This window comes from Bradyrhizobium zhengyangense, assembly GCF_022012435.1.
Classification (GTDB): domain Bacteria; phylum Pseudomonadota; class Alphaproteobacteria; order Rhizobiales; family Xanthobacteraceae; genus Bradyrhizobium; species Bradyrhizobium zhengyangense.
Genome location: NZ_JAKLUA010000026.1, coordinates 1 through 20,284, shown reverse-complemented (window position 1 = coordinate 20,284; position 20,284 = coordinate 1). Strand labels below are relative to the sequence as shown.

At 60.1% G+C, this 20,284-nt stretch carries 18 protein-coding genes and 2 pseudogenes; 10 read left to right on the top strand and 10 right to left on the bottom strand.

Going from position 1 to position 20,284, the window contains the following annotated elements:
• Nucleotides 1–145: 145 nt before the first annotated feature.
• Nucleotides 146–313 (top strand): DUF2934 domain-containing protein, encoded by a 168-nt coding sequence (locus L6637_RS38580; RefSeq protein WP_128929940.1) that lies wholly within the window; start codon nt 146–148, stop codon nt 311–313.
• Between the two features lie 392 nt (nt 314–705).
• On the opposite strand, the gene L6637_RS38575 is transcribed toward L6637_RS38580, so the two are convergent.
• The 6 genes from L6637_RS38575 to L6637_RS38550 form a co-directional block, all read right to left on the bottom strand.
• Nucleotides 706–1,806: an HAD-IA family hydrolase gene (locus L6637_RS38575; protein ID WP_128929941.1), complete on the bottom strand. Its 1,101-nt coding sequence runs from the start codon at nt 1,804–1,806 to the stop codon at nt 706–708.
• Nucleotides 1,807–1,814: 8 nt separating this feature from the next.
• The gene (locus tag L6637_RS38570) at nt 1,815–2,867 is read right to left on the bottom strand and encodes a DNA-processing protein DprA (RefSeq protein ID WP_128929942.1); all 1,053 of its coding nucleotides are present in this window, start codon (nt 2,865–2,867) and stop codon (nt 1,815–1,817) included.
• A gap of 388 nt (nt 2,868–3,255) precedes the next feature.
• The gene (locus L6637_RS38565; protein ID WP_128929943.1) at nt 3,256–4,368 is read right to left on the bottom strand and encodes a Fic family protein; all 1,113 of its coding nucleotides are present in this window, start codon (nt 4,366–4,368) and stop codon (nt 3,256–3,258) included.
• Nucleotides 4,369–4,546: 178 nt separating this feature from the next.
• Complete coding sequence (locus tag L6637_RS38560) at nt 4,547–4,747, bottom strand: hypothetical protein (protein WP_128929944.1); 201 nt, start codon at nt 4,745–4,747, stop codon at nt 4,547–4,549.
• A 641-nt stretch (nt 4,748–5,388) separates the two neighbouring features.
• Nucleotides 5,389–6,261 (bottom strand): S1/P1 nuclease, encoded by an 873-nt coding sequence (locus L6637_RS38555; RefSeq protein WP_164934264.1) that lies wholly within the window; start codon nt 6,259–6,261, stop codon nt 5,389–5,391.
• 1,200 nt (nt 6,262–7,461) lie between these two features.
• The gene (locus L6637_RS38550) at nt 7,462–8,805 is read right to left on the bottom strand and encodes an LLM class flavin-dependent oxidoreductase (RefSeq protein ID WP_128929947.1); all 1,344 of its coding nucleotides are present in this window, start codon (nt 8,803–8,805) and stop codon (nt 7,462–7,464) included.
• A gap of 253 nt (nt 8,806–9,058) precedes the next feature.
• Here L6637_RS38550 and L6637_RS38545 point away from each other — a divergent pair, with 253 nt between their 5' ends.
• The 7 genes and pseudogenes from L6637_RS38545 to L6637_RS38510 all read left to right on the top strand — a co-directional run bounded on the left by L6637_RS38545 (nt 9,059) and on the right by L6637_RS38510 (nt 15,171).
• Nucleotides 9,059–9,331 (top strand): hypothetical protein, encoded by a 273-nt coding sequence (locus L6637_RS38545; protein WP_128929948.1) that lies wholly within the window; start codon nt 9,059–9,061, stop codon nt 9,329–9,331.
• Nucleotides 9,332–9,445: 114 nt separating this feature from the next.
• Nucleotides 9,446–10,375 carry a TauD/TfdA dioxygenase family protein gene (locus L6637_RS38540; RefSeq protein ID WP_128929949.1) on the top strand — a complete coding sequence of 310 codons (930 nt, stop codon included), beginning with the start codon at nt 9,446–9,448 and terminating at the stop codon, nt 10,373–10,375.
• Between the two features lie 27 nt (nt 10,376–10,402).
• The gene (locus L6637_RS38535; RefSeq protein ID WP_128929950.1) at nt 10,403–11,458 is read left to right on the top strand and encodes an ABC transporter substrate-binding protein; all 1,056 of its coding nucleotides are present in this window, start codon (nt 10,403–10,405) and stop codon (nt 11,456–11,458) included.
• The gene (locus L6637_RS38530; protein WP_206733218.1) at nt 11,455–12,330 is read left to right on the top strand and encodes an ABC transporter ATP-binding protein; all 876 of its coding nucleotides are present in this window, start codon (nt 11,455–11,457) and stop codon (nt 12,328–12,330) included. Before L6637_RS38535 ends, L6637_RS38530 begins: the two co-directional genes overlap by 4 nt.
• Nucleotides 12,323–13,198, top strand: a complete 876-nt coding sequence (locus L6637_RS38525; RefSeq protein WP_128929951.1) for an ABC transporter permease — start codon at nt 12,323–12,325, stop codon at nt 13,196–13,198. The genes L6637_RS38530 and L6637_RS38525 overlap by 8 nt, the downstream gene beginning before the upstream one ends.
• A 40-nt stretch (nt 13,199–13,238) precedes the next feature.
• Nucleotides 13,239–14,854: pseudogene (locus tag L6637_RS38520) on the top strand (FAD-dependent oxidoreductase).
• Entirely contained in the window at nt 14,851–15,171 is a 321-nt protein-coding gene (locus tag L6637_RS38510) for a 4Fe-4S dicluster domain-containing protein (RefSeq protein WP_128929952.1), read from the top strand. The pseudogene L6637_RS38520 and the gene L6637_RS38510 overlap by 4 nt, the downstream one beginning before the upstream one ends.
• Before the next feature lie 278 nt (nt 15,172–15,449).
• On the opposite strand, the gene L6637_RS38505 is transcribed toward L6637_RS38510, so the two are convergent.
• Entirely contained in the window at nt 15,450–16,673 is a 1,224-nt protein-coding gene (locus L6637_RS38505) for a type II toxin-antitoxin system HipA family toxin (protein ID WP_128929953.1), read from the bottom strand.
• Nucleotides 16,666–17,184 carry a helix-turn-helix domain-containing protein gene (locus L6637_RS38500; protein ID WP_249798546.1) on the bottom strand — a complete coding sequence of 173 codons (519 nt, stop codon included), beginning with the start codon at nt 17,182–17,184 and terminating at the stop codon, nt 16,666–16,668. Before L6637_RS38500 ends, L6637_RS38505 begins: the two co-directional genes overlap by 8 nt.
• 537 nt (nt 17,185–17,721) lie before the next feature.
• Here L6637_RS38500 and L6637_RS38495 point away from each other — a divergent pair.
• A pseudogene (locus L6637_RS38495) lies at nt 17,722–18,030 on the top strand (Fic/DOC family N-terminal domain-containing protein); the annotation flags it as partial.
• Nucleotides 17,987–19,075 carry a Fic family protein gene (locus L6637_RS38490; protein WP_308421745.1) on the top strand — a complete coding sequence of 363 codons (1,089 nt, stop codon included), beginning with the start codon at nt 17,987–17,989 and terminating at the stop codon, nt 19,073–19,075. The pseudogene L6637_RS38495 and the gene L6637_RS38490, both read left to right, overlap by 44 nt.
• Before the next feature lie 496 nt (nt 19,076–19,571).
• Here L6637_RS38490 and L6637_RS38485 read toward each other — a convergent pair whose 3' ends face one another.
• Nucleotides 19,572–19,970, bottom strand: a complete 399-nt coding sequence (locus L6637_RS38485; RefSeq protein WP_128929955.1) for a type II toxin-antitoxin system HicB family antitoxin — start codon at nt 19,968–19,970, stop codon at nt 19,572–19,574.
• Between the two features lie 5 nt (nt 19,971–19,975).
• The gene (locus tag L6637_RS38480; RefSeq protein ID WP_128929956.1) at nt 19,976–20,164 is read right to left on the bottom strand and encodes a type II toxin-antitoxin system HicA family toxin; all 189 of its coding nucleotides are present in this window, start codon (nt 20,162–20,164) and stop codon (nt 19,976–19,978) included.
• Between the last annotated feature and the right edge of the window lie 120 nt (nt 20,165–20,284).

Genomic DNA, 20,284 nt, shown 5'->3' with positions numbered 1-20,284 from the left:
CTCGGGCGCATCTCATGCCTCGCCCTGGTTATTGGAACATGCTGGCTTCTGGGCGGTTCAATGAAAGGGCCCTTGTGCCCCCACGGTCCTGCCGCATACCCCCAAAGCCCCCCAAAGGCGGGACCGTGCCCCCGCGGAGTCCGCCATGGCATTCCCGACCGAAGAGCAGATCAAAAACAAGGCCCACGAGCTCTGGGAGAAAGCAGGCAGGCCGGAAGGGCGCGAACTCGAATTCTGGCATCAAGCCGAACGCGAGCTGCAGGAGCAGGCAGAGCGCGGCGCTCCGGAAAATGGCTCGCCTGACGCGATTTAGCCGCCGCCGTTTGGCACTCTCTACACGGGATCATGTTGTGCGTGCCCGCAAGACCGCCCGAGCGGAGTGAGCGACGAGCAGACGGGTGGAAACGGTTCGGCCGGGTTATTCGTCAACGTCAACTCTCATCTCGCGTGAGCTCTGCACGTCTGATTGGACGGGCCTCAAACCGCTGGCCATTCAGATCCACGTCCGTCTTCCTCTTCTTCAATGCCGGTCGTTGTCGATGGCGTCGTTCGTTCCGCGCTCGCTCGGCATGTTTTCTGGCTTGGAGCGCGGATCAATCGCTCACGCGCACATTAAAGCGCGATGAGAATGAGATGAATCCTCGTCGCGCTTTAGGTTATTGTTTGAGCCTCCGAAAACCGCTGCACACTTCTCGGGATCATGCTCTAGAAGTTTTCAGTGTTTTGGCAGTGGTGAGGATAACCCGAGCAGCCCCAGAATTTGAAATGGGTTGTGTGATTCTCCCGGATTTTCATAGAGCGACCGCAGGCGGGGCAGGTCTTGCGAGCAAATACCCGCTGGTCCTTCGCCAGCGTCATGATCCTGACTTCGCCGGCGCCGCTGGCGGCGAGTGTCCGGACACATTCCCCGGTGGTCTCCCCGGTCGTGTAGACATCGTCGATCAGCAAGATCTTGTTATTGTTCCATCTGAAATTAGAATGGAAAGCGCCTTTGATTGCTTCGGCGCGCTCCAGCGAATTCATCTGCTTGTAGCCCTCGATTTCCTTGACGACACGCAGGCCCTTCAGCTCCAGTTCGATGTCCTCATCGAAATGATCTGCTGCCTCATTGAGCAGCAATTCAAAGCGATTGCGCTGTTGAGAAGGCTTCATCGGAACCGGCACAACATAGTCCGGTGCCCAGTCGAGGGTTGCGATGGCTCGACCTACGGCCTCACCGAGAATCTTGGCGTGGGTATCATCACTCTTCAGCGACAACACGGCTGCGCTCACGCTTCGCCAATATAGCCGCGGCCAGGAATGTTCGCGTCTCAGCAAGGTGGATGCCTTCGACATGAAGACGTCCGGTGCACTGGAGGAAAGCTCGAAGATTGACGTAGGCCCCCATCGGACCGCAACAGAAGTCACCCCGGCATGGTAACTGGCTTCGATGTCACCGACATCATCACCGATGTAGAGCGTTTCCGTCGTCGCAGCCACGCCGACACGACGTAGCGCTTCCAGGATCGGCTCGGGGTCGGGTTTGTGGTTCTGGGTATTGCCGTAGCTGACCAGCACGTCGTAAGGGATGCGGAATTGCTGGAGGACTGAAGTCGCGTACCATTCAGGCGAAGAGGTGACGATGCCGATCCTCTGTCCGTCCGCCCTGAGAAGGGCGGGAAGCTCATGAGGCGCCGCGCGGCCTTGCGCGGGGAACGGCCGGATCAGATGCATATTCTGCCGGACATTGTCCCACATCTGAAAGCGACGTTGCTGCGCAATGGCCGAGCTATCGAAAAGCGTCATGTCGAGGTCAAACAGGAACATCCCAGCCGTTAGAGCATCGACATCTGCGTGGGTGACGACGGCGGAGCGACTGTTTGGGTTTCGCCACCAGCCAAGCGGCTTTCCAATAAGCCAAGCATGGAGGCGTAGTCTTCCTTGCTGGCTAGCGGCACAGCCACCGGGCGGTTGCCATACCTCTCGGCGAGTATGCGTCGGTAGTCACCTTCAGCCCGCACAGCTTCGGCGAAGCGGCTCGCGGGCAACTGCGTCATGGCCAAGATGCCCTGGCTCTTAGGCTCTGTGGCATGACGGCCCTGCGGCACTGGCGCAAACAGCACGCGGTCCTGTTGGATCGTGAAGCGCACCGTGTGCATCGAGCCGCCCTTGATGTCTGTCTGCATGACAAAGGTTGCTATCGAAAGCCCGCTTTGCAGGCGATCGCGCTGCACAAGATTGCGCGGGGATGGCGGCACGCCGAAAGGCTGCTCGCTGATCAGCGCGCCATCCTTTTCCAGAATCTCTTCGGCGAGCTTGCTATTCTGCTTCGGGTAAATGCCCTCAAGACCACCCGCCATCACAGCGACGGTCCGCCCGCCGTGATGCAATGCGCTTTGGTGGCTCAACGTATCGACGCCGATCGCAAGGCCACTCACGATCGCCCAATTGGCGCCGACCAGTGTCTCCACGATCCTATCGCTGACGATTTCGCCGAATTCGGACGGCTCGCGCGTGCCGATGCAAGCGACGCTGCGGCGCGGCGGAAGCTGGCCCTTCACAAACAGGATGGGCGGGCGATCGGCAAGAGAGCGCAGAGCCACTGGATAATCCGTATCGAAGATCGACAGAACACGCACCCCACGCCGATCCGCCTCGTCGAGCACTCGCTGTGCCTTCTCGCTGGCTTTAACAATGGCGGCGGGCTCCTGAAGGCATTCAGCCACCGCGGCCGAAACGACCGATCGAAGCTTCGCAGGCTCGGCGCCCAAAATCGCTTCAAGAAGCGAGAATCGTTCAGCGAGACGCTCGGCCGTAGCAGGGCCGATACCGCGCAAAGCGGTGAGTGTGAGAATGCCGGCTGCAGTTCGTGTCTCGGTGCCAATCATCGCATTCAACGCCTTTCAAATTGCCCTACTTCGGCGTTCTAGAACGACAGTCTCTCTTAAGGACGAGGATGAACGAGTCCGAGGTTAACGCAGTAAATGGCGAGCACCCTAGGAGATCGGCGGCGGCGAAGGATCAAGATTGCCGTGAACACGAACTTGCGCTTGGCATCCGCACATCGATGGACATCTGCACAATAGGTCATCACAGCGTAAGCAGGCAAGCCGGCCTACTCGATCAGCAGGTTGATAGAGCCGATCACCCGTGTTGAGGAAGCCTCAGCAACGAGAGTTCTTGTCTCGACGAATTAACGACGTCGATGTTGCGGTTAAGTTGCGTTGAGAGGATCTTCTCAAATGCTTCTTCCTCCTCATCCTTCCCGTTCCGCCATCAGCTGTGTGTGTCAACGAGCGAGTAGCTGGTGCTTCTGCCCCCGGCGGCATCTTTCTTAAGGATGCCATGTTCGATCAATTCCTCAATGTCCCTTGCCGCCGTCGCCTGGGAGACCTTCGTTAGCTTTGCCCACTTTGAGGACGTTAGCTTGCCCTCAAATCCATCGAACAGGCAATTAAGCACAGTTCGTTGACGTTCATTGAGCTGGCGAGCCGCATGACGATCCCAGAAGTCCGCTTTCTGGAGAATTCTCCCGAGAATGGCATCCGCGTTGTCAAAGGCGCGATCTAAGCAATCCAGGAACCACGCCATCCAATCGGTGATGTCGAGGTTTCCTTTCTGGATCCGCTCGAGAATTGAGTAGTAGTCGTTCCGCTCGCGCCGAATCTGCGCGGACATACTGTAAAACCTTTGCGGGCTCCGCTCTGATCTTGCCAGCGCAAGGTCAGCGATCGCACGCGCAATACGACCGTTGCCGTCTTCAAATGGATGGATGGTCACGAACCAAAGATGAGCGAGAGCGGCCTTCAACACGGGATCGATGCTAACGATATTACGGTTAAACCACTCCAAGAAGGTCTGCATCTGCGCATCGAGACGCTCGGCCGATGGAGCTTCATAGTGTACGCGCTCGCGACCCATCGGGCCCGAGACAACTTGCATGGGTCCAGTCTCGACCGTCCGCCACGCGCCGACGACTATCTTGGTCATACCGCTGCGCCCAGTGGGGAAGAGCGCGGCATGCCAGCCGAAGAGGCGTTCGGCAGTTAGCTCCTCGGCATAGTGTTCGGTGGCGTCGAGGATCATCTCGACCACGCCTTCGACGTACCGGTCGGCAGGGATAAGGCCCCCAATGTCCATACCAAGATGACGAGCGATGGAGGACCGAACCTGCGCATGATCGAGGATCTCACCCTCGATCTCACTCGACTTCACCACTTCTTCAGTGAGGGTCTGAAGAGTAGCCTCAGTTTTGAGGGGGAATCCGAGCCGCTCCATCCGGCCGAGCAGGCGGCCCTGCTTATGACGGACCGCCGCCAATCGGTCTGCAATCCGCTGCATATCCCAAGTGAATGTGGGCCAAGCAGGCAGTTCATGAATGTAGGCCATAATCTCATCATCTCTTGCAGAGATTATGCAAGCTAATCATTGCGCTGACAAGCTATTCTCTGCAACAAATGATGAGAAAATTGCCATAATCTCAGCAAGAGAATTCGGGGACCTGCGTAATGAGAGTCCGGAGAAGATAACCGTCTCGGGCGGGCGGTAATCGCTTCGAAGGGTTGGATCACACTTCGCCAGCGCCGGAGAAGAGCACCGTCGGCGGCGTTGCGCGGGGCGGCGGGAGGGACCGAACGCCTGGCGATCCCGGTCTGCTCTTCAGATCGTAACGCTGGGCGAGGTCGAGAAGCCGCCGCTTGGTGAATGGGTCGGCTTTCTCTGCTAGATCGCGCGCCCGCTGCGCAAAGCCACTATAGAACTCTTCCACGACGCCCCCCCGCAACATCACTGATAACCCGAATATCATTGCCGGATGCGCGTTCCGTCAAGGGCCTGCTGATGCGTCGGACGGATTTAAAGGATCTGCTTGAGCTCACGGCGCCAGAGAAACTAAGCTCACAGCGGAGGTGTAGCGCGGCAATCTGGGTAGGAAGCGCCTTCCATCCTGATCGCCGCGCGACACGGGGGGAAATCCGATCACAAGGCTCTACGCAAGCCGAAACCCTGTGCCCGACCTGCGGCAAGCCGATGACGGCCGTGCCTGACGACGAGGCGCCCGGCCGGCCGGGCTACGTCTGCCTCGCCTGCGGAGGCGATCCCCTGCACGATCCAGCTGCGCGGAAGTGGGCGGATAGCCCGCTGTGGCCGCCGTCCAAATAGCGCAACAACGAAACCGTCCCCGAGAGCTGGAGCCGACGGTCCTCTCATCTCGTCCAAATGCTTCGTCGTCGACTGCATTTCCAGCCTTGGTTTCATCAAACGAGCTGGCGGTGCTGTAGCAGCCGACGCCACCTCTAGGACGCAAATAAGGGCGCAGAAATATCAAATCAACGGCGGCGTTTCGCGTTGCCTTCGAGAGATGAACAAAGTTGTGATCGGACGCGTCTGTTGGTCAACGCTCGCCTCACATCACGAATCTCCAAGTGCATCCTCAAGGATGGCTTTCAATCGCGCAGCTCCCTTTGCCAGCTCGCCATCAAGATCTGATTTGACGGCAGCGGCATACTCCGCTCCGAGCTCAATGGGATGACCAGCGTCGTTCTGCTCCGGCGCACCTTGAGGCAGAAGCTGATAGGCCCTTATCCCGAGCGCATGGGTGTCATTGGCCCAAGCAGCGATGCGTGCCTCATCATAGGGAGCGGGCTCAACCGCCGGCAACGATGCACCGTCGATTGCGTCCGCATAGCTTCCCCACGAATAGGCCTGAAGGTCGATCAGAGAATCATCCCACATGCTGTGAAACGTCGATGCGCGCGTGTATGACGTTCCATCCGAGCGTTTGGCACGCAATATGACGTGCAACTTGTTACCACCCTGGTCGCCATCCCGTTCACTTGCGTGAAGCGGTTGCTCAAGATCACCCGCAAGATGAACCACCAGCTTGAGCGCACGCAGCCTGTCGTCCTTACTGCGCGAAGTGTCCTTTAACACCGCAATCGCCTCAGGCAGGCCCCGCACGATGCAAGTGCCCTGATTGTTTGCCTCATTGCAGTCCAGCGCGGAATCATAAGTGGCGCGGGCGACATCGATGTCGACGAAGTGCCAGCGATACGTGTTCTTCCCTTCTGCCGTGAACTTGTAGTCGTCAGCCCAGTTCGAGATCGACGCCAACGAGGTCTCTCCGATCAGGTCCTTGAGCTTGGTCGTGGCAGCCGGGGTGAGATGTCGCTGCGCGAGCTCAGCAATCACGGAATGCCCGAGCTGTCCCCACGCGAGCGCAGTCGACGTGCTGCCCGCCAGGATGGTAATGCAGGCGGGAAGTAGAACTCTAAGCTTTGTCACGGCAACCTCCAAAAAACGCATCGCATGTCAAACAGATGGTTGTGTCGGCTCTCGCCGCATCTCGCGGGCACGGCGGAACGTTTCCGCGGATTGGGCTGTCTCAACGCTTCCGATAGCGCTGCTCACCGCGCTCTGCCCTCGACCGGCGCCGGCGGATAGTTCTTCGAATCTGACTGACGAGATAAACGCCCCAAATGATCAGCATCTTGCCAACGCATTCCTTGCTCCCGCCAAGCCTTAAGGTACGTTGACAGGCGGCATGGCTTCCGTCGGACGCAACGCGACACTCTCACGCTGGTGTCCGCGCACGGCCAAGATAATTGCAAAGATGGCAAGGACAATCAGAGACCCACGCATGTCGAAAGGATACTCCCGAACTCTTATCGCAATTATGAAGCCGCTCACATCTACCTGGACGGAGGTTCTGGACCATCTTGTACGGCCAACGTCCAAGCAGCTTAAGTCGTATGCCAAGCCTTAAACGAGGCCTGCTGCTGCAACACGCCTCAGTCGTCTCGAGCAGTGTCCAAAAAATGCATTTTCAACGCGCAATAGCCGAAAAAGTGCGAGCAAGCGGGCTAACAACAGCCGCTCCAAACCTGCTCTGATTCGAAGCTGGCAGAGACAGCTGAGGCACTCATGCGCGAACATGATCTCATCTCAGGAAGCTTCCTGGGCCTGACTGGAGCGGGATTTGTCCTCCTGTGCGCAAGCCTGTTTGCATTCACCTTTTTATAGAGAACCGCTAGATCGGAGCCGGCGCGGATCAAGCCACAGTTACTTTGATGTTTCGGTCTGGGCAGAGACGTGCGCTGGCCTTCTGCTCTTCGACTTCTAATTGCAATGATTTTGTTTGAAGGCGCCGTCAGGCGGAGTCTTGATGCTCCCGACCAAGAGAGGAACCCGATTCGTCCGTTTTGAACATGAACATCGGATGACCCTCCTGGCAGCGGACGGGCGATGGTGGCGCAACTGTATACTAATCGAGGCGTCCGAAACTGGCGCCCGCGTTCTTATCGACGGATCGCCAGACGTGCTGCGATCACGGCATTTTTTCTTGCTGCTTTCAACGACTGGCTTGGCGTTTCGGCGCTGCGAATTGGTCAGGCTGGACGGTTCTGAGGCGGACATTCTGTTCAAAACCGGCAACGCACCTTGCTGAAGAGACGACGTGCGCACGGCCCGACTGGTTTTCCACCCTCACGCAATGGCCCGCACGGCGCCCGAGAACAGGCTGGCCGGGCGGCTCAAACCGTAGTGATCGCGCAGACTGCTGCCCGCATAATCACGGCGGAAGAGGCCGCGCTTGCGCAAGATCGGCACGACCTGTTCGGCGAACAGGTCGAACCCGCCCGGCAGCCACGGAGGCATGACGTTGAAACCGTCGGCTGCGCCGTTCTCGAACCAGGTCTGGATGTTGTCGGCGATCTTTTCCGGGGGGCCGGCGATGACCCAATGCCCGCGCGCACCGGCGAGGCGCTGCACCAGCTGGCGGATCGTGGGCTTTTCGCGATCGATGATGTCGACGATCAGCTTGAAGCGGCTGGCAACGCCATGCGCACCGTCGGTATCGATCAGGTGACGTGGGAAGGGGCCATCGAGATCAAAGCCGGCGAGGTCGAGCCCGGTCATCTGGCGGAGCTGGGCGAGCGAGAACTCCGGCTGGATCAGCGCGTTGAACTCGTCCTGAAGCCGGTCGGCCTCCGCTTGTGTGCTGGCGATGAACGGCGAGATGCCGGGCAGGATCTTGATCTGGTCAGGGCTGCGATCGAACGCACGCGCCTGCCGTTTGATGTCGGCATAGAACTCCTGCGCGCTCGCCAACGTCTGGTGCGCCGTGAAGATGGCCTCGGCAAAGCGCGCTGCGAAGGCGCGTCCGTCCTCGGAAGAGCCGGCCTGGACATAGACGGGCCGGCCCTGCGGCGTCCGTGAGACGTTGAGCGGGCCGCGCACGCGGAAGTATTTCCCTATATGGTCGATCGCGTGGATCTTGCTGGTATCAGCGAAAATGCCGGAGACGGGGTCATTGACGAGCGCATCGTCCTCCCAGCTGTCCCATAGCGCGGTGACGACATCGAGATATTCGCGCGCCCGCTCGTACCGCTCGTGATGCGGAGGATGCTCAGGCAGGCCGAAGTTCTGCGCTGCCTGTGGCGAGCTTGTCGTCACGATGTTCCATCCTGCACGCCCGCGGCTGAGGTGATCGAGCGACGCGAACAGCCGAGCGAGATTGTAGGGTTCGGTGTAGGTGGTTGAAGCGGTCGCGATCAGGCCGATGTGCGTGGTAGCCGACGCGATCGCGGCGAGAAGCGTGATCGGCTCGAGCCGGAAGCGCTGCGCGTAGCGGACGTTATCCGAGAGCACCGGCCCGTCGGCGAAGAAGACCGCGTCGAACTTGTGCGCTTCGGCGCGTTGCGCCAGTTCCTGATAGTAGGTGACGTCGAGAATGCGGTCCGTCGTCGAGGCCTTGTGCCGCCACGCGGCCTCGTGATGACCGTCCGGATAGATGAAGAAGTTGAGGGAAAGCTGGCGTTTGCTCATCATCTGGCTCGCAATGGTTGGTTATCTCCGGATCGCGGCGTCACCGCGCGCGTTGCAGTTGACTCTATGTCGATGCTCGCAAAGCTGTCGATGTAATGAATTTGCGTTGTTGTCGGCGAAGCGAGCATGAACGATACGAGCGCGTCGCTAGCGGGAGATGAGTGCGTTCGTGCTGGTGATCAAGGCAAATGAACCGCGTCGTTTCGTGCGTCCGTTGGCTCGATTTTGCTCGTCTTCGCGCATGTGAGGCGCTCGCATGGGCCGTCATGATCGCAAATCTTTCCGTGCTCGCCGTCCCAACGAAGCGATCATTGCGCGGCGCCGAAAACAACGCTGGTTTCGTTTCATTGACTGGAGCGCCATCGCTTTTACCATCGGCAACGTCCAAGCGAGGTCGTTCACCATGCGGCAATCCGATCCAAACATCGTTCGCAATGTGGCCCGGCTAATGGTGCTGTGCGCATCGCTTCGCACTGCGGCGATGGCGGAGAGCTGTACCGCCGGGATCCGCCTGCTGCCGACTGTCTAGCCGCCGACGTGATCCCCTAGGGCCAACCAGGAAACCACCCGTCACTGTCCGCCGCCGCCGGCATGACCGGCGTATGGCGGAGCTTTGTCCACGAATTCAATGAGAGATACGATCATGAGCAACCCGATCACCATCGACAACGTCATTCCGCGCGCCGATATCGTCAAACGTGCGGCCCGGCTCGGTGCCGAAATCCGGAACGTCAAATTATCAGGCGATTTGTCCGACGACGTCATTCGCGCCATCAATCATGTGCTGCTGGAGCACAAGGTCACCTTCTTCCGCAACCAGGGGCATCTCGACGATGCCGAGCAGGAGCGCTTTGCTATCAGGCTCGGTAAGCTCGTGCCGCATCCGACGGTCGGTGCGACCAAGGGCACTTCATCGATCCTGGAGCTCGATTCAGGTCGTGGCGGCGGTCGTGCAGACCAGTGGCACACGGACGTCACCTTCGTCGATGCCTATCCGAAAATCTCGGTGCTGCGTGGCGTTGTGATCCCGCCATACGGCGGCGATACCGTGTGGTCGAACACGGCGGCGGCCTATCTCGACCTGCCGGCGCCGCTGCGCAAGCTTGCCGACGAGCTCTGGGCGGTCCACAGCAACGCTTACGACTACGCGGTGAAGACGCCCGCGAGCGAAGCGGATCGCAAGCATTTCGACGAGGTTTTTACCGGCACGATCTATGAGACGGAGCATCCGGTCGTGCGGGTTCATCCCGAAACCGGCGAACGCACCCTGGTGCTCGGCAACTTCGTGCAGCGCTTCGTCGGCTTGCCGAAATATGATGGCCAGAAGCTGTTCGAGCTTTTCCAGTCCCACATCACCGCGCCCGAGAACACCGTACGCTGGACCTGGCAGGCCGGTGACCTCGCGATCTGGGACAACCGGGCAACCCAGCACTACGCCGTCAACGATTATGGCGATCAGCACCGCGTCGTCCGCCGCGCCACCATCGATGGGGAAGTGCCTGTCAGCGTCGACGGTCGTCACAGCGTGACGCGCGTCAAGGCGCCGAAGGCGCAGGCGCCCAAGGCCGCTTGATCTCCAACACTTGACCGGGTTTGACACATGAACTCTCTGTTTCAATTTTTTCAAGCGCGGCATCGTGCTGCACGGAGCGCCGCACGGCGGCTGCTTGTCAGCGCGCTGGCATTGGGCCTTGCCGCTCCCGCCTTCGCCGAGCCGCCGCTCGACAAGAGCGAGATCCGGTATCAGGGCTGGGCGGGGCAGGTGACCTTCATCGAGCTCGCCGACGACCTCGGCTATCTGGCGCCCCTGAAGCTGAAATGGGTCGGCAACACCATCAGCGGCCCACAGGACATCCAGACCGTGGTGACCGGGGATATCGACATCGGCGGGGCTTTCTACGGCGCGATCCTCAAGCTGATCGCGGCAAAGGCGCCCATCAAGGCCGTGGTCGGCTATTACGGCTCGGACGCCAACACCTATAACGGCTACTTCGTCAGGGACGACAGCCCAATCAAGACCGCGCGCGACCTGATCGGCAAGAAGGTCGCCGTCAATACGCTCGGTGCCCATCTGGAATTTGTGCTCCGCGAATATCTCGCCCGCAACGGCTTGACATCAGCGGAAGCCAAGCAGGTGACGCTGGTCGCGATCCCGCCGGTCAGCGGTGAACAGGCCTTACGCCAGGGCCAGGTCGAAGTGAGCACCCTTAGCGGCGTGCTGCGCGACAAGGCACTGGAGCGTGGCGGCATCCACTCGCTGTTCAACGACACCGGTCTGTTCGGCAATTTCACCGGCGGCTCCTACGTCCTGCGCGACAAGTTCATCAAGGACAATCCGGAGGCCTCACGCAAGCTGATCGAGGGCATTTCGCGCGCCATCGCTTGGGCGCAGTCGACGCCGCCCGAGGAGGTGCGCGCGCGCTTCGGGCGCATCATCGCGGAGCGCAAACGTAATGAGGACGCGACGCCGATCAAATACTGGAAGAGCACGGGCGTCGCGAGCAAAGGCGGGGTGATCTCGGATGCCGAGATCCAGGTGTGGATCGACTGGCTGGAGAAGGACGGTCTGTTCAAGCCGGGCCAGGTCAAGGCCTCCGAGACCTACACCAACGCCTTCAACTATTTCCGTCCCGGCAAGACGGCGGAGGCCCAGTGACCCAAGCGAGCCCGATCAAAATCAGCTTCGAACACGTCCGCAAGGAATTCGTGACGCGCGGCGAGGGAGGCGGCCCGTTGGGCCGTTTCACCGCCCTCGAGGACATCACGCTCGATGTTCGCACTGGTGAGTTCCTGGCCCTGGTCGGTCCCAGCGGCTGCGGGAAATCGACCCTGCTCGATCTGTTGGGTGGGCTGACGACGCCGACCAGCGGCCGCATCCTGCTCGACGGGCGGCAGATCAAAGGGCCCGGCCGCGACCGCGGCATCGTGTTCCAGCAATACGCGCTGTTTCCCTGGCGCACCGCCCTGGAGAATGTCGAGTTCGGGCTCGACATCGCCGGGCTGAAGGCCGCGCAGCGACGCGAGATCGCGCGGCATTTCCTCGACCTCGTTGGCCTGTCCGGATTTGCCAGCCGCTATCCGCACGAGCTCTCCGGCGGCATGAAGCAGCGCGTCGCGATTGCCCGCAGTCTTGCTTACGATCCCGAGGTGCTGCTGATGGACGAGCCGTTTGCCGCGTTGGATGCCCAGACGCGCGAGACGCTCCAGACCGAGCTGCTGCGGATCTGGCGCGCCACCGGCAAGACCATCGTCTTTATCACCCATGGCATAGACGAGGCCGTAGCGCTTGGCCAACGCGTGGCCGTGATGACCTCGCGCCCGGGCCGGATCAAGCAAATCTTCGACATTCCGGCCTCGCTGCGCAGCGAAGATGAGGACGTGCGTTCGCTGCCGGAGTTCGGTCAGGTCAGGCACGAGATATGGAGCCTGCTCCGGGAAGAGGTGCAGAAGGCGCAGCAGGGACAATCGAGCCGCCCCGCCGATGTCCGTCGCGGCAACAGTGACGTGAAGGAGATCGCGCATGTCTAGCCTTGAAACGCTGACGCTGCTGGAGCTCGCGCATGGGCGTCCGAACGCGTTGTCAGGCGGAGATCGCGCATCCCCACGGATCGCCGGCCGGCTTCATGCTGCCCTGCGCGCGCTCGGCGCATTGGGGCATCGCTCGCTGCTGCTCATCGTGCTGCTGTCGGTGTGGGAGGTTGCCCCGCGACTTGGGGTGGTCGATCCGGTATTCCTGCCGCCGTTCTCCGAGGTGATTGCCGCCGGCTGGCAGCTCGCACAGAGCGGCGAGCTCTATGACGACGTGTCAGCAAGCCTGCTGCGTGCCTTGAGCGGGTTTCTGATCTCGGTTGCCTTGATCGTTCCGCTTGGCCTTCTCGTCGGCTGGTACGCGCGGCTCGGCAATCTCCTGAACCAGTTCATCGAAATCTGCCGTAACACCGCGCCGCTGGCGCTGCTGCCGGTCTTCATCCTGCTGCTCGGCATCGGCGAGATGTCGAAGATCACGATGGTAATCTACAGTTGCGCCTGGCCGCTGCTGCTCAACACGATCGCCGCCGTCAAGCAGGTCGATCCGCTCCTGATCAAGTCGGCGCGCACCATGGGCGCGAGCCCGCAGCAATTGTTCCGCAAGGTCATTCTTCCGGCAGCGCTTCCGACCATCTTCGTCGGCATTCGCCTCGCCAGCGCCTCTGCCATGCTGGTGCTGGTCGCCTCCGAGATGGTCGGGGCGAAGGCGGGGCTCGGCTATCTCATCATCAACAGCCAGTACAGCTTCCTGATCCCGCAGATGTATTTCGGCATCCTGGGCATCACTGTGATCGGGCTGGCGTTCAACGCTGTGCTCGAGGTGATCGAGCGGCGCTTCATGCGCTGGAAGGCGCCGGTTTCGGCGTGAGCGCGCCAATTGTAATGGTTCGAACTTGGGGACGTGTTCAATGACCAACCAAATCCATCGCGCCGAGCGTAGGTCCGCACCTTCAGGATCGGTCGAATATGATGCAGACGTGCTGGTGCTGGGTGGCGGGCCCGCGGGCACCTGGGCAGCGGTAAGCGCGGCCGAACGCGGCGCGCGTGTTGTTCTCGCCGATAAGGGCTTTTGCGGCACCTCGGGCTCGACCGCGGCGGCGGGAACCGGCGTCTGGTACGTCGATCCCACGCCGACTGACCGCGAGGCGTCGATGGCGAGCCGCGAGAAGCTCGGCGGATATCTTCAGGACCGCCGCTGGATGGTCCGCACGCTCGATCTCACTTTTCAGCAGAGCAATCGCCTCGCCGAATGGGGCTATCCCTATCCCGTGGATGACCACGGCAAGTCGCAGCGCAACTCGCTGCAAGGCCCCGAATATATGCGCTTGATGCGCAAGCGGACCAAGCAGGCCGGCGTCACCGTCCTCGATCACAGCCCGGCGCTGGAATTATTGCTCGACGAGGCCGGGGCGGTTGCGGGCGCGAGCGGCCTGCGTCGCCAGAAGCAGGATCGCTGGACCGTGCGCGCCAAAGCGGTGGTGATTGCGACCGGCGGCTGTGCGTTTCTGAGCAAGACGCTAGGTTCGAACGTGCTCACCGGTGACGGCTATCTCATGGCCGCCGAAGCCGGCGCCGAATTCAGCAGCATGGAGTTTTCCAATCCCTACGCGATCTCGCCGGCGTTCGGCTCGGTCACCAAGACGCTGTTCTATGGCTGGGCCAACTTCACCTATGAAGACGGCAGCTGGTGCTGCATCCAAAGGCGGTCGTTCCGCGATTGCCCGAGCCCTGCTTCGGGGGGCCGGTCTATGCGCGGCTCGACAAGGCCGACGCGGACGTCCAGCTGCACATGCGGGCCTCGCAACCGAATTTCTTCCTGCCCTTCGACCGCACCGGAATCGATCCGTTCAAGGATCGTTTTCCGGTTACGCTGCGACTGGAAGGCACCGTGCGTGGCACCGGCGGCCTTCGCATCGTCGACGAGACCTGCGCAACCACCGTCCCCGGGCTCTATGCCGCCGGAGATGCGGCGACGCGCGAATTGATCTGCGGTGGCTTCACCGGCGGCGGCAGCCACAACGCCGCCTGGGCGATGACGTCGGGGACGCTGGCCGGGCAGGGCGCCGCGGACTACGCGCGGCAAGCCGCTGACGGTCGAGAGCTGTCCTCGGCTGGAACGGTCGGCCTCCGGAGCCGGTCGCGGCGCGCATTCGAGCCGGCCGCGCTGGCGCGAGCCGTCCAGGACGAGGTCTTCCCCTATGAGCTGAATTATTTCCGCGAGGCCTCACGGCTCGGTGGTGCGCTGGCGCGCCTCGATGCCGCCTGGCGCGATGTCTCGGAAGCAGGCGCTGCCGGCGCGGCCGAATTGCTCCGCACGCGTGAAAGCGCGGCGATGCTGGCCACAGCGCGATGGATGTACCGCAGCGCACTGGCGCGTCAGGAAAGCCGCGGCATGCATCGTCGTGACGATTTCCCCGAGCAGGACCATCGGCAGCGCCACTACCTGACATCGGGCGGCCTTGACGAAGTCTGGACCGCCGTCCGGCCCCATGCCGAGGCGGCTTACGCGGAGGCTGCGGAATGATCGAGGTCATCGATAGCGAGCGCTGCACCTCTTGCGACATTTGTGTCGCGGTATGTCCGACCAACGTATTCGACAAAACGGACGGGCTTCCGGTGATCGCGCGGCAGAGCGATTGCCAGACCTGCTTCCTCTGCGAGCTCTATTGTCCTGAGGACGCGCTCTACGTCTCCCCTTTTGCCGATGAGACAGAGCGGGTCGATCTTGTCACCGTCAAGGAGGCCGGGGTGATGGGCAGCTATCGCCGTGCCGTCGGCTGGACCGACGAGACGAGCAATCGGCGCAACGCTGATCGCAGCTACCTCCTCTTTGTGCATTGAGGACAGTGCATGCATTCGCTCCCGCTCCGCCATCAATGCGACTAACGTTGCGGCGTAGGTGCGTAACGCGATGGAGGCAACTTCGCTGGGATCGACGCATAGATCTGATAGAAACCGTCAATGACGGTCTACTCGCAACTCAAGAATTTCATATCCAGCGCCGGGCGAGGCTCGCCTGACCCCACAGTCCGCGCGCAGGGACTTCATCGAATTCAAATAACCAGTGGGAAGGAAGCGTCTCTCACTCTATTCTGTCAGAAACCCCGGCTATTCAAGCCTTAGAGCTCCTTGTAGATCGGGATCGTCTCGGTATGTGCATCGATGACTTCGATGACTTGTCGTTGCAGCGGGAGTTCTGTCTTGCGCTCCTTCCAAAGTTTCTTGAAGCGCTGCACCGTTTCCGCAGCCGTTTCGAGCGCAAGCGTCTCCGACATCTTCGCCTTGGCAGCCAGATGCGCCAGCTCGTCCTTTGAGAATTCGGCCATCTTCTTCGTGCGCGAATAGTTCAACGCCATCTTGTCGTCCGGGATGTACGCAATAGTCGAGAGCAGATCGTAGGCGGGCGACAGGACGGGTGTCCGCCCATCAGGGTAGATCAATGACCAGTTCTTCAGGTGCATGTCGGCGTTGCCGATCAGTGTGCTGAATACGAGTCGTCGGACGAACTCGGCGAGGTCGGCCTCACCAGTCTCAATGCCGAGGACACGCGCGATGCTTCGGTAATTCGCCTTGTCGTATTTTTCATCCGGAAAGACGCCGAATACCTGAGCGAAATCCTCCATGTGGACCGGAGCATCAGCCGTGCGGTCGAACCGCTTCACGGCAAACGCCCGCCCCTCGAGTTCGCCGATTCCGTCCGGAAGACCTTTGATTGCCTCGACGTCGATCAGTTGAAGCTCGGGCACATCCATGCCGATGTCCTTCGCCAGGGTCATCATGGAGTATTCGTTCTCAGGCACGCCGATATACTGATGTGACGGTAGCTTGACGATCCATGAACCGCCGACACCTTCGACCGGAATAGTGAGTCCGCCCTTCTTGGGATCATTCTTGAGCGCGGAGAACTTCAGCTGCACGCCCGCAAGCGAGAAGCGCATCATGTTCTGCCGTTTATCGGGCGTAAGATTCTCCTCGACCTGGGGGGGCAGCGCGTCTCCATCGGCCGGGTGGACCGACAGGGCACCCGGAAGGTCTCGGCCCAGCATCCACAGGAGGAAGAACTCGCGCCGTTCCTTCACGCCCGCCCGTTCCGCAAGATAGCGACGAAGCGGCCCTTCCGGCAGAAGATTGGAGAAGAATGGCGCGAGAACTTGTTGATACGGTTTGAACGAGGTGAGCAGATTCCCGAACGAGTCCTTGAAAGACAGGCTCAAGGTGGAACGGTGGGCGTCATCGATGTAGGTCTGATTGAAGGCGAGCAGCGAACGATCGCCCTGCACGAGTGTGAGAGTCGCGATCGGGGTATCGTGCAGGTGGACATTTAGAACGGATACGTCAGGCATCGTCGTCCTCATCGTCGAGAGCGTAGGCGGGGCGAGGGGCTTCTTCGGGATGAGCGACCCTGTTGCGTACACCCTGTAACGCGCCTGCAGAATCTTCCAGCAGAGCCCTGGGTATAGGTTCGACGCTATAGGGACGCAGGCTCTCGACGATATCTGAGACAAGTGCCAGGTCGGTTTTTGAAAGATGGACCTGTTTCAGAAAGCGAAAATATTCGGCGATGCGGTCGAGGGTGGCTGAACTGCCATAGCGTTTCCTTTGACCAGAGACGATGCGTTCGGCCTTGCTGAAGACATCCGACGATCCTTGTTCGGACGAGAATTCGGCAGCGTTTGATCGCAGTAAGCCCTCTATCGCGGGAAGAAGTTTCTTCGGCACAAGGACGAGCTCCAGGTCGAGCGCCCGCGCCATCTGCATGAAGCTCGACAGGCCCGGTTCGAGGCGACTGGTCTCGATTTGCGAGATGTGCGCCTGGGTCATACCCGCGCGGGCCGCCAGCGCGCGTTGGCTCATGCCCGCCTTTGCGCGCTGAGCGGAGGCGGCTTTGATGAGCTCTTCACTTTGGTAAGTCACAATATATTATCCTGATCAAATAAGTCATTCGATCTGTATTATATATCGAAACGCCGACATGTCTCAAGCTGACCGATCAGTATTGTTATCAAGCAGCCATCATGATAAGTAAAATTATCGATGAAGCGCGGACGAATTTCGCTTGCGCGCGGCCTTCGCCGGGCCGGCTCTTGACTAGGCCGCCCGGCCCAGGCCCTGCGGCGTTCCCGCCCGCGCAAGAAACTGCGAAAAACCTAGCTGCCTAGACGATCATCGCTGCCATAGCCGAGAGGCGAACGGATCCATCGTGGACCGATAACGAAAGAGACTTTGAGAGCCTCAGATCCATCAACCCGCTTTGCAAAGGCCGGAACTCATAAACACGAGGGAATTGCTTCCTTGCGAACCAAAATAAAGCCTCAGCGATCGCGGTGTGTTATGGTTTTTTGCAACAACCCAAAATATAACTAGCAAAATTAGCCTCTTAGTTTGGGTTCCATGAAGCGTAGCGATCTCAGCCGCACCATCCGGGAAACCCTAAAACGGCTTCCGCCACCCTACGATTCCCACTACGGGATCGTTCCACCGGCACCTCCAGAGGACGGCGTATTCGCCCCCGGTGCAGCGAAAGCCCTGGAAGCGGCACAAGCGGCATTCGGGACGGTCAACGCCATCCTTACCAGGCGCGAGGCGGTCAGTTCCTCGTCGATCGAAGGCACCCAGAGCACTCTCGACGAACTGCTTTCCGTCGAAGAGACGGGCGATGACGGCGCCCGCAACGAGGCACGCCAGGTCTGCAGCTACGCCGTCGCCCTCGATAGGTTTGTCCCGCGGGCCACCGAGCTTGGCTACGGCGTCTTCACTATTGATCGATCAAGGATCTCCATCGCGCGTGATGAAGGACGACCCGGATTATCAGGACGATCCCGGCGACTTCCGAACGCGCGTAGTCTGGATCGGCGGGAACAAAGACATCGCATATTCAAGTATAAATCCTCCACCCCCACCCGACGTGCCAGATTGCCTCGCTCAGGCGGTCGACTACCTCCGGAACGAGGGCATGCAGCAGATGACTCAAGGGTTCATCACGCGCATGGCCATTGCGCACGCCCATTTCGAAGCGGTACACCCCTTTCGCGCCGGCAACGGTCGCGTGGGTCGTCTCCTCCTCCCGCTCATGATGGCGGCGGAGAAGCGTGTACCGCTGTACCTTTCTCCCTACATCGAAAGCAAGAAGGGCACGTACTACGCATCCCTCAAGAACGCCCAGCAGCGGCTCGACTGGGAGCCGATCATCACGTTCATGGCCGACGCCGTGACCGCCACCGTTGAAGAGCTCATCCGCACCCGGCAGGCGCTGTCGGAGTTGTCCGAACGCTGGAGGGGTCGCCGGAAATTCCGTAAGGGTTTCTGCGGCTCTTCGGGCGCTGGACGAGCTTCACAACTATCCGGTCGTGACGGCGAAACGGCTCCGCGAACTTCTCGACATCTCTACCGCCCAGATCAACCAGGGCATCGCGCAGCTGGAAGAGGTGGGCATCCTACGGGAGCGGACCGGCTACGCGCGCAACCGCGTACGCCGCCTCGGAGGCGCTTGCCATCATCAACCGCCCGTTCGGCGAAGAGCCGGTTCTCGCAAACGTCAGTCCCGAGGTCGGTCCTGACAAGATCTCGGTCGGCCCCAAGGGGCCATAGAGCGAATTCCGGAAGATGGCTGCGGCTCAGAATCGAAGAGGCGCTCCGGCTGCTTCATCGAAATAAATCCGTTCTCTTATGCCGGTATTGGCGGATGAAAAATTTAGAACTGGCAAATTTGGAACTATGGGCAGGCAAACTATGCCGCGAGAGCTAAGCGGATCGTCCAGGTGGTCCACGGCCATGGATGCTCGCGTCATGTTCAACCGCGGCCTTCTTCGCATCCGTCGCAACTGGCCGACCACTGTCCACGCCGCCGGCCTTTATTCGGTATTGGCTATCCGTTGAGCCTACGGCTGGCCGTCTGACAACGAAATCGGCCCCCGCAACCGAATTGCTGCCGGAGCCGGAATTCACCTCGTCCAAATGCTTTCGCCATCAAACTGCAATCCCACGCCTCGTTCCATCGAACGTGGCTCACGGTGCTGTCGACGCAGATCAAGGCGCGCAGGCTCGGAGTGCCGAGGAGTCCGGGGGTGCAACGTAACAGTGCCGGGGACCACGCTCGTGCCGATCGGCAGAATTCAACCTGCGTCTCGGCATGTCGCTTTGAACAGCGTCAACATCGCATCGGCCCACATAGCGGTGCCCATTCCGCAATGCGTCCGTCTGATCGTATTGCGGTCTTTTTCGAATGAACTCAGAGCCTTGATTTAGGCTGCTTCTCCTATGAGTCTCTTCGCGGCCTGAGTTAGGAGGCCCGATCTCGTAAAGCCGTGCGCTTCAGCATATTTGTCGATCTGATTCAGAACGTCCTCAGGAAGGGTGACATTCACACGTATAGCCTTTGGTTGTTCGGGTTTGACCGACACCAAAATAGCTACCCCAGTTCGATGATCAGGATCTGCCATAACATCCTCTAGAGTAGAGGGCTCCGGAATGGCTTCTCCATCTTCAGCAAGACCCTCGATATGAAGGGTGAGGGCTTCCTCTGCCATAGCACGAGCGTCATCAAGGCTTTTGCCTGCCGTGATCACTCCGGGGAAGTCTGGAAATGAGACGCCGAAATCGCTGTCGGCATCCTTATGGATAAGACCAATATAGTTACGCATGGCGCTTACCTCAGTTTGAGACCTGACTGCTTTTCAATACTCTTCAGTGTCCCGAGTGGGACATCCCGTTCGGGGTGCGGAACAATTACGCGACCCTTCTTGAATGGATGTTTGAACTGCACATGGCTGCCTTTCCGGCCCACCTCAAACCATCCATCCCCTTGAAGGATCGAGATAATTTCCCGGCTTTTCATAGTGTGTATTTATACACACTATGTGTAGACTGTCAACCCAATGGTAACCGGTATGAGCTCCCACGTCTGCAGTGATCAGCCTGTGCGAGCGTAGCGGGTCGGCATCCAGTACTGACGCAT

Bases quoted from the DNA above. Each gene is read 5' to 3' on its own strand.
- L6637_RS38575 (WP_128929941.1), bottom strand. From the start codon at position 1,806: ATGTTCCTGTTTGACCTCGACATGACGCTTTTCGATAGCTCGGCCATT.
- L6637_RS38505 (WP_128929953.1), bottom strand. From the start codon at position 16,673: ATGCCTGACGTATCCGTTCTAAATGTCCACCTGCACGATACCCCGATC.
- L6637_RS38550 (WP_128929947.1), bottom strand. From the start codon at position 8,805: ATGATGAGCAAACGCCAGCTTTCCCTCAACTTCTTCATCTATCCGGAC.
- L6637_RS38565 (WP_128929943.1), bottom strand. From the start codon at position 4,368: ATGGCCTACATTCATGAACTGCCTGCTTGGCCCACATTCACTTGGGAT.
- L6637_RS38580 (WP_128929940.1), top strand. From the start codon at position 146: ATGGCATTCCCGACCGAAGAGCAGATCAAAAACAAGGCCCACGAGCTC.
- L6637_RS38485 (WP_128929955.1), bottom strand. From the start codon at position 19,970: ATGCGTAACTATATTGGTCTTATCCATAAGGATGCCGACAGCGATTTC.
- L6637_RS38510 (WP_128929952.1), top strand. From the start codon at position 14,851: ATGATCGAGGTCATCGATAGCGAGCGCTGCACCTCTTGCGACATTTGT.
- L6637_RS38540 (WP_128929949.1), top strand. From the start codon at position 9,446: ATGAGCAACCCGATCACCATCGACAACGTCATTCCGCGCGCCGATATC.
- L6637_RS38500 (WP_249798546.1), bottom strand. From the start codon at position 17,184: ATGAGCCAACGCGCGCTGGCGGCCCGCGCGGGTATGACCCAGGCGCAC.
- L6637_RS38480 (WP_128929956.1), bottom strand. From the start codon at position 20,164: ATGAAAAGCCGGGAAATTATCTCGATCCTTCAAGGGGATGGATGGTTT.
- L6637_RS38570 (WP_128929942.1), bottom strand. From the start codon at position 2,867: ATGATTGGCACCGAGACACGAACTGCAGCCGGCATTCTCACACTCACC.
- L6637_RS38545 (WP_128929948.1), top strand. From the start codon at position 9,059: ATGGGCCGTCATGATCGCAAATCTTTCCGTGCTCGCCGTCCCAACGAA.
- L6637_RS38490 (WP_308421745.1), top strand. From the start codon at position 17,987: ATGACGGCGCCCGCAACGAGGCACGCCAGGTCTGCAGCTACGCCGTCG.
- L6637_RS38535 (WP_128929950.1), top strand. From the start codon at position 10,403: ATGAACTCTCTGTTTCAATTTTTTCAAGCGCGGCATCGTGCTGCACGG.
- L6637_RS38525 (WP_128929951.1), top strand. From the start codon at position 12,323: ATGTCTAGCCTTGAAACGCTGACGCTGCTGGAGCTCGCGCATGGGCGT.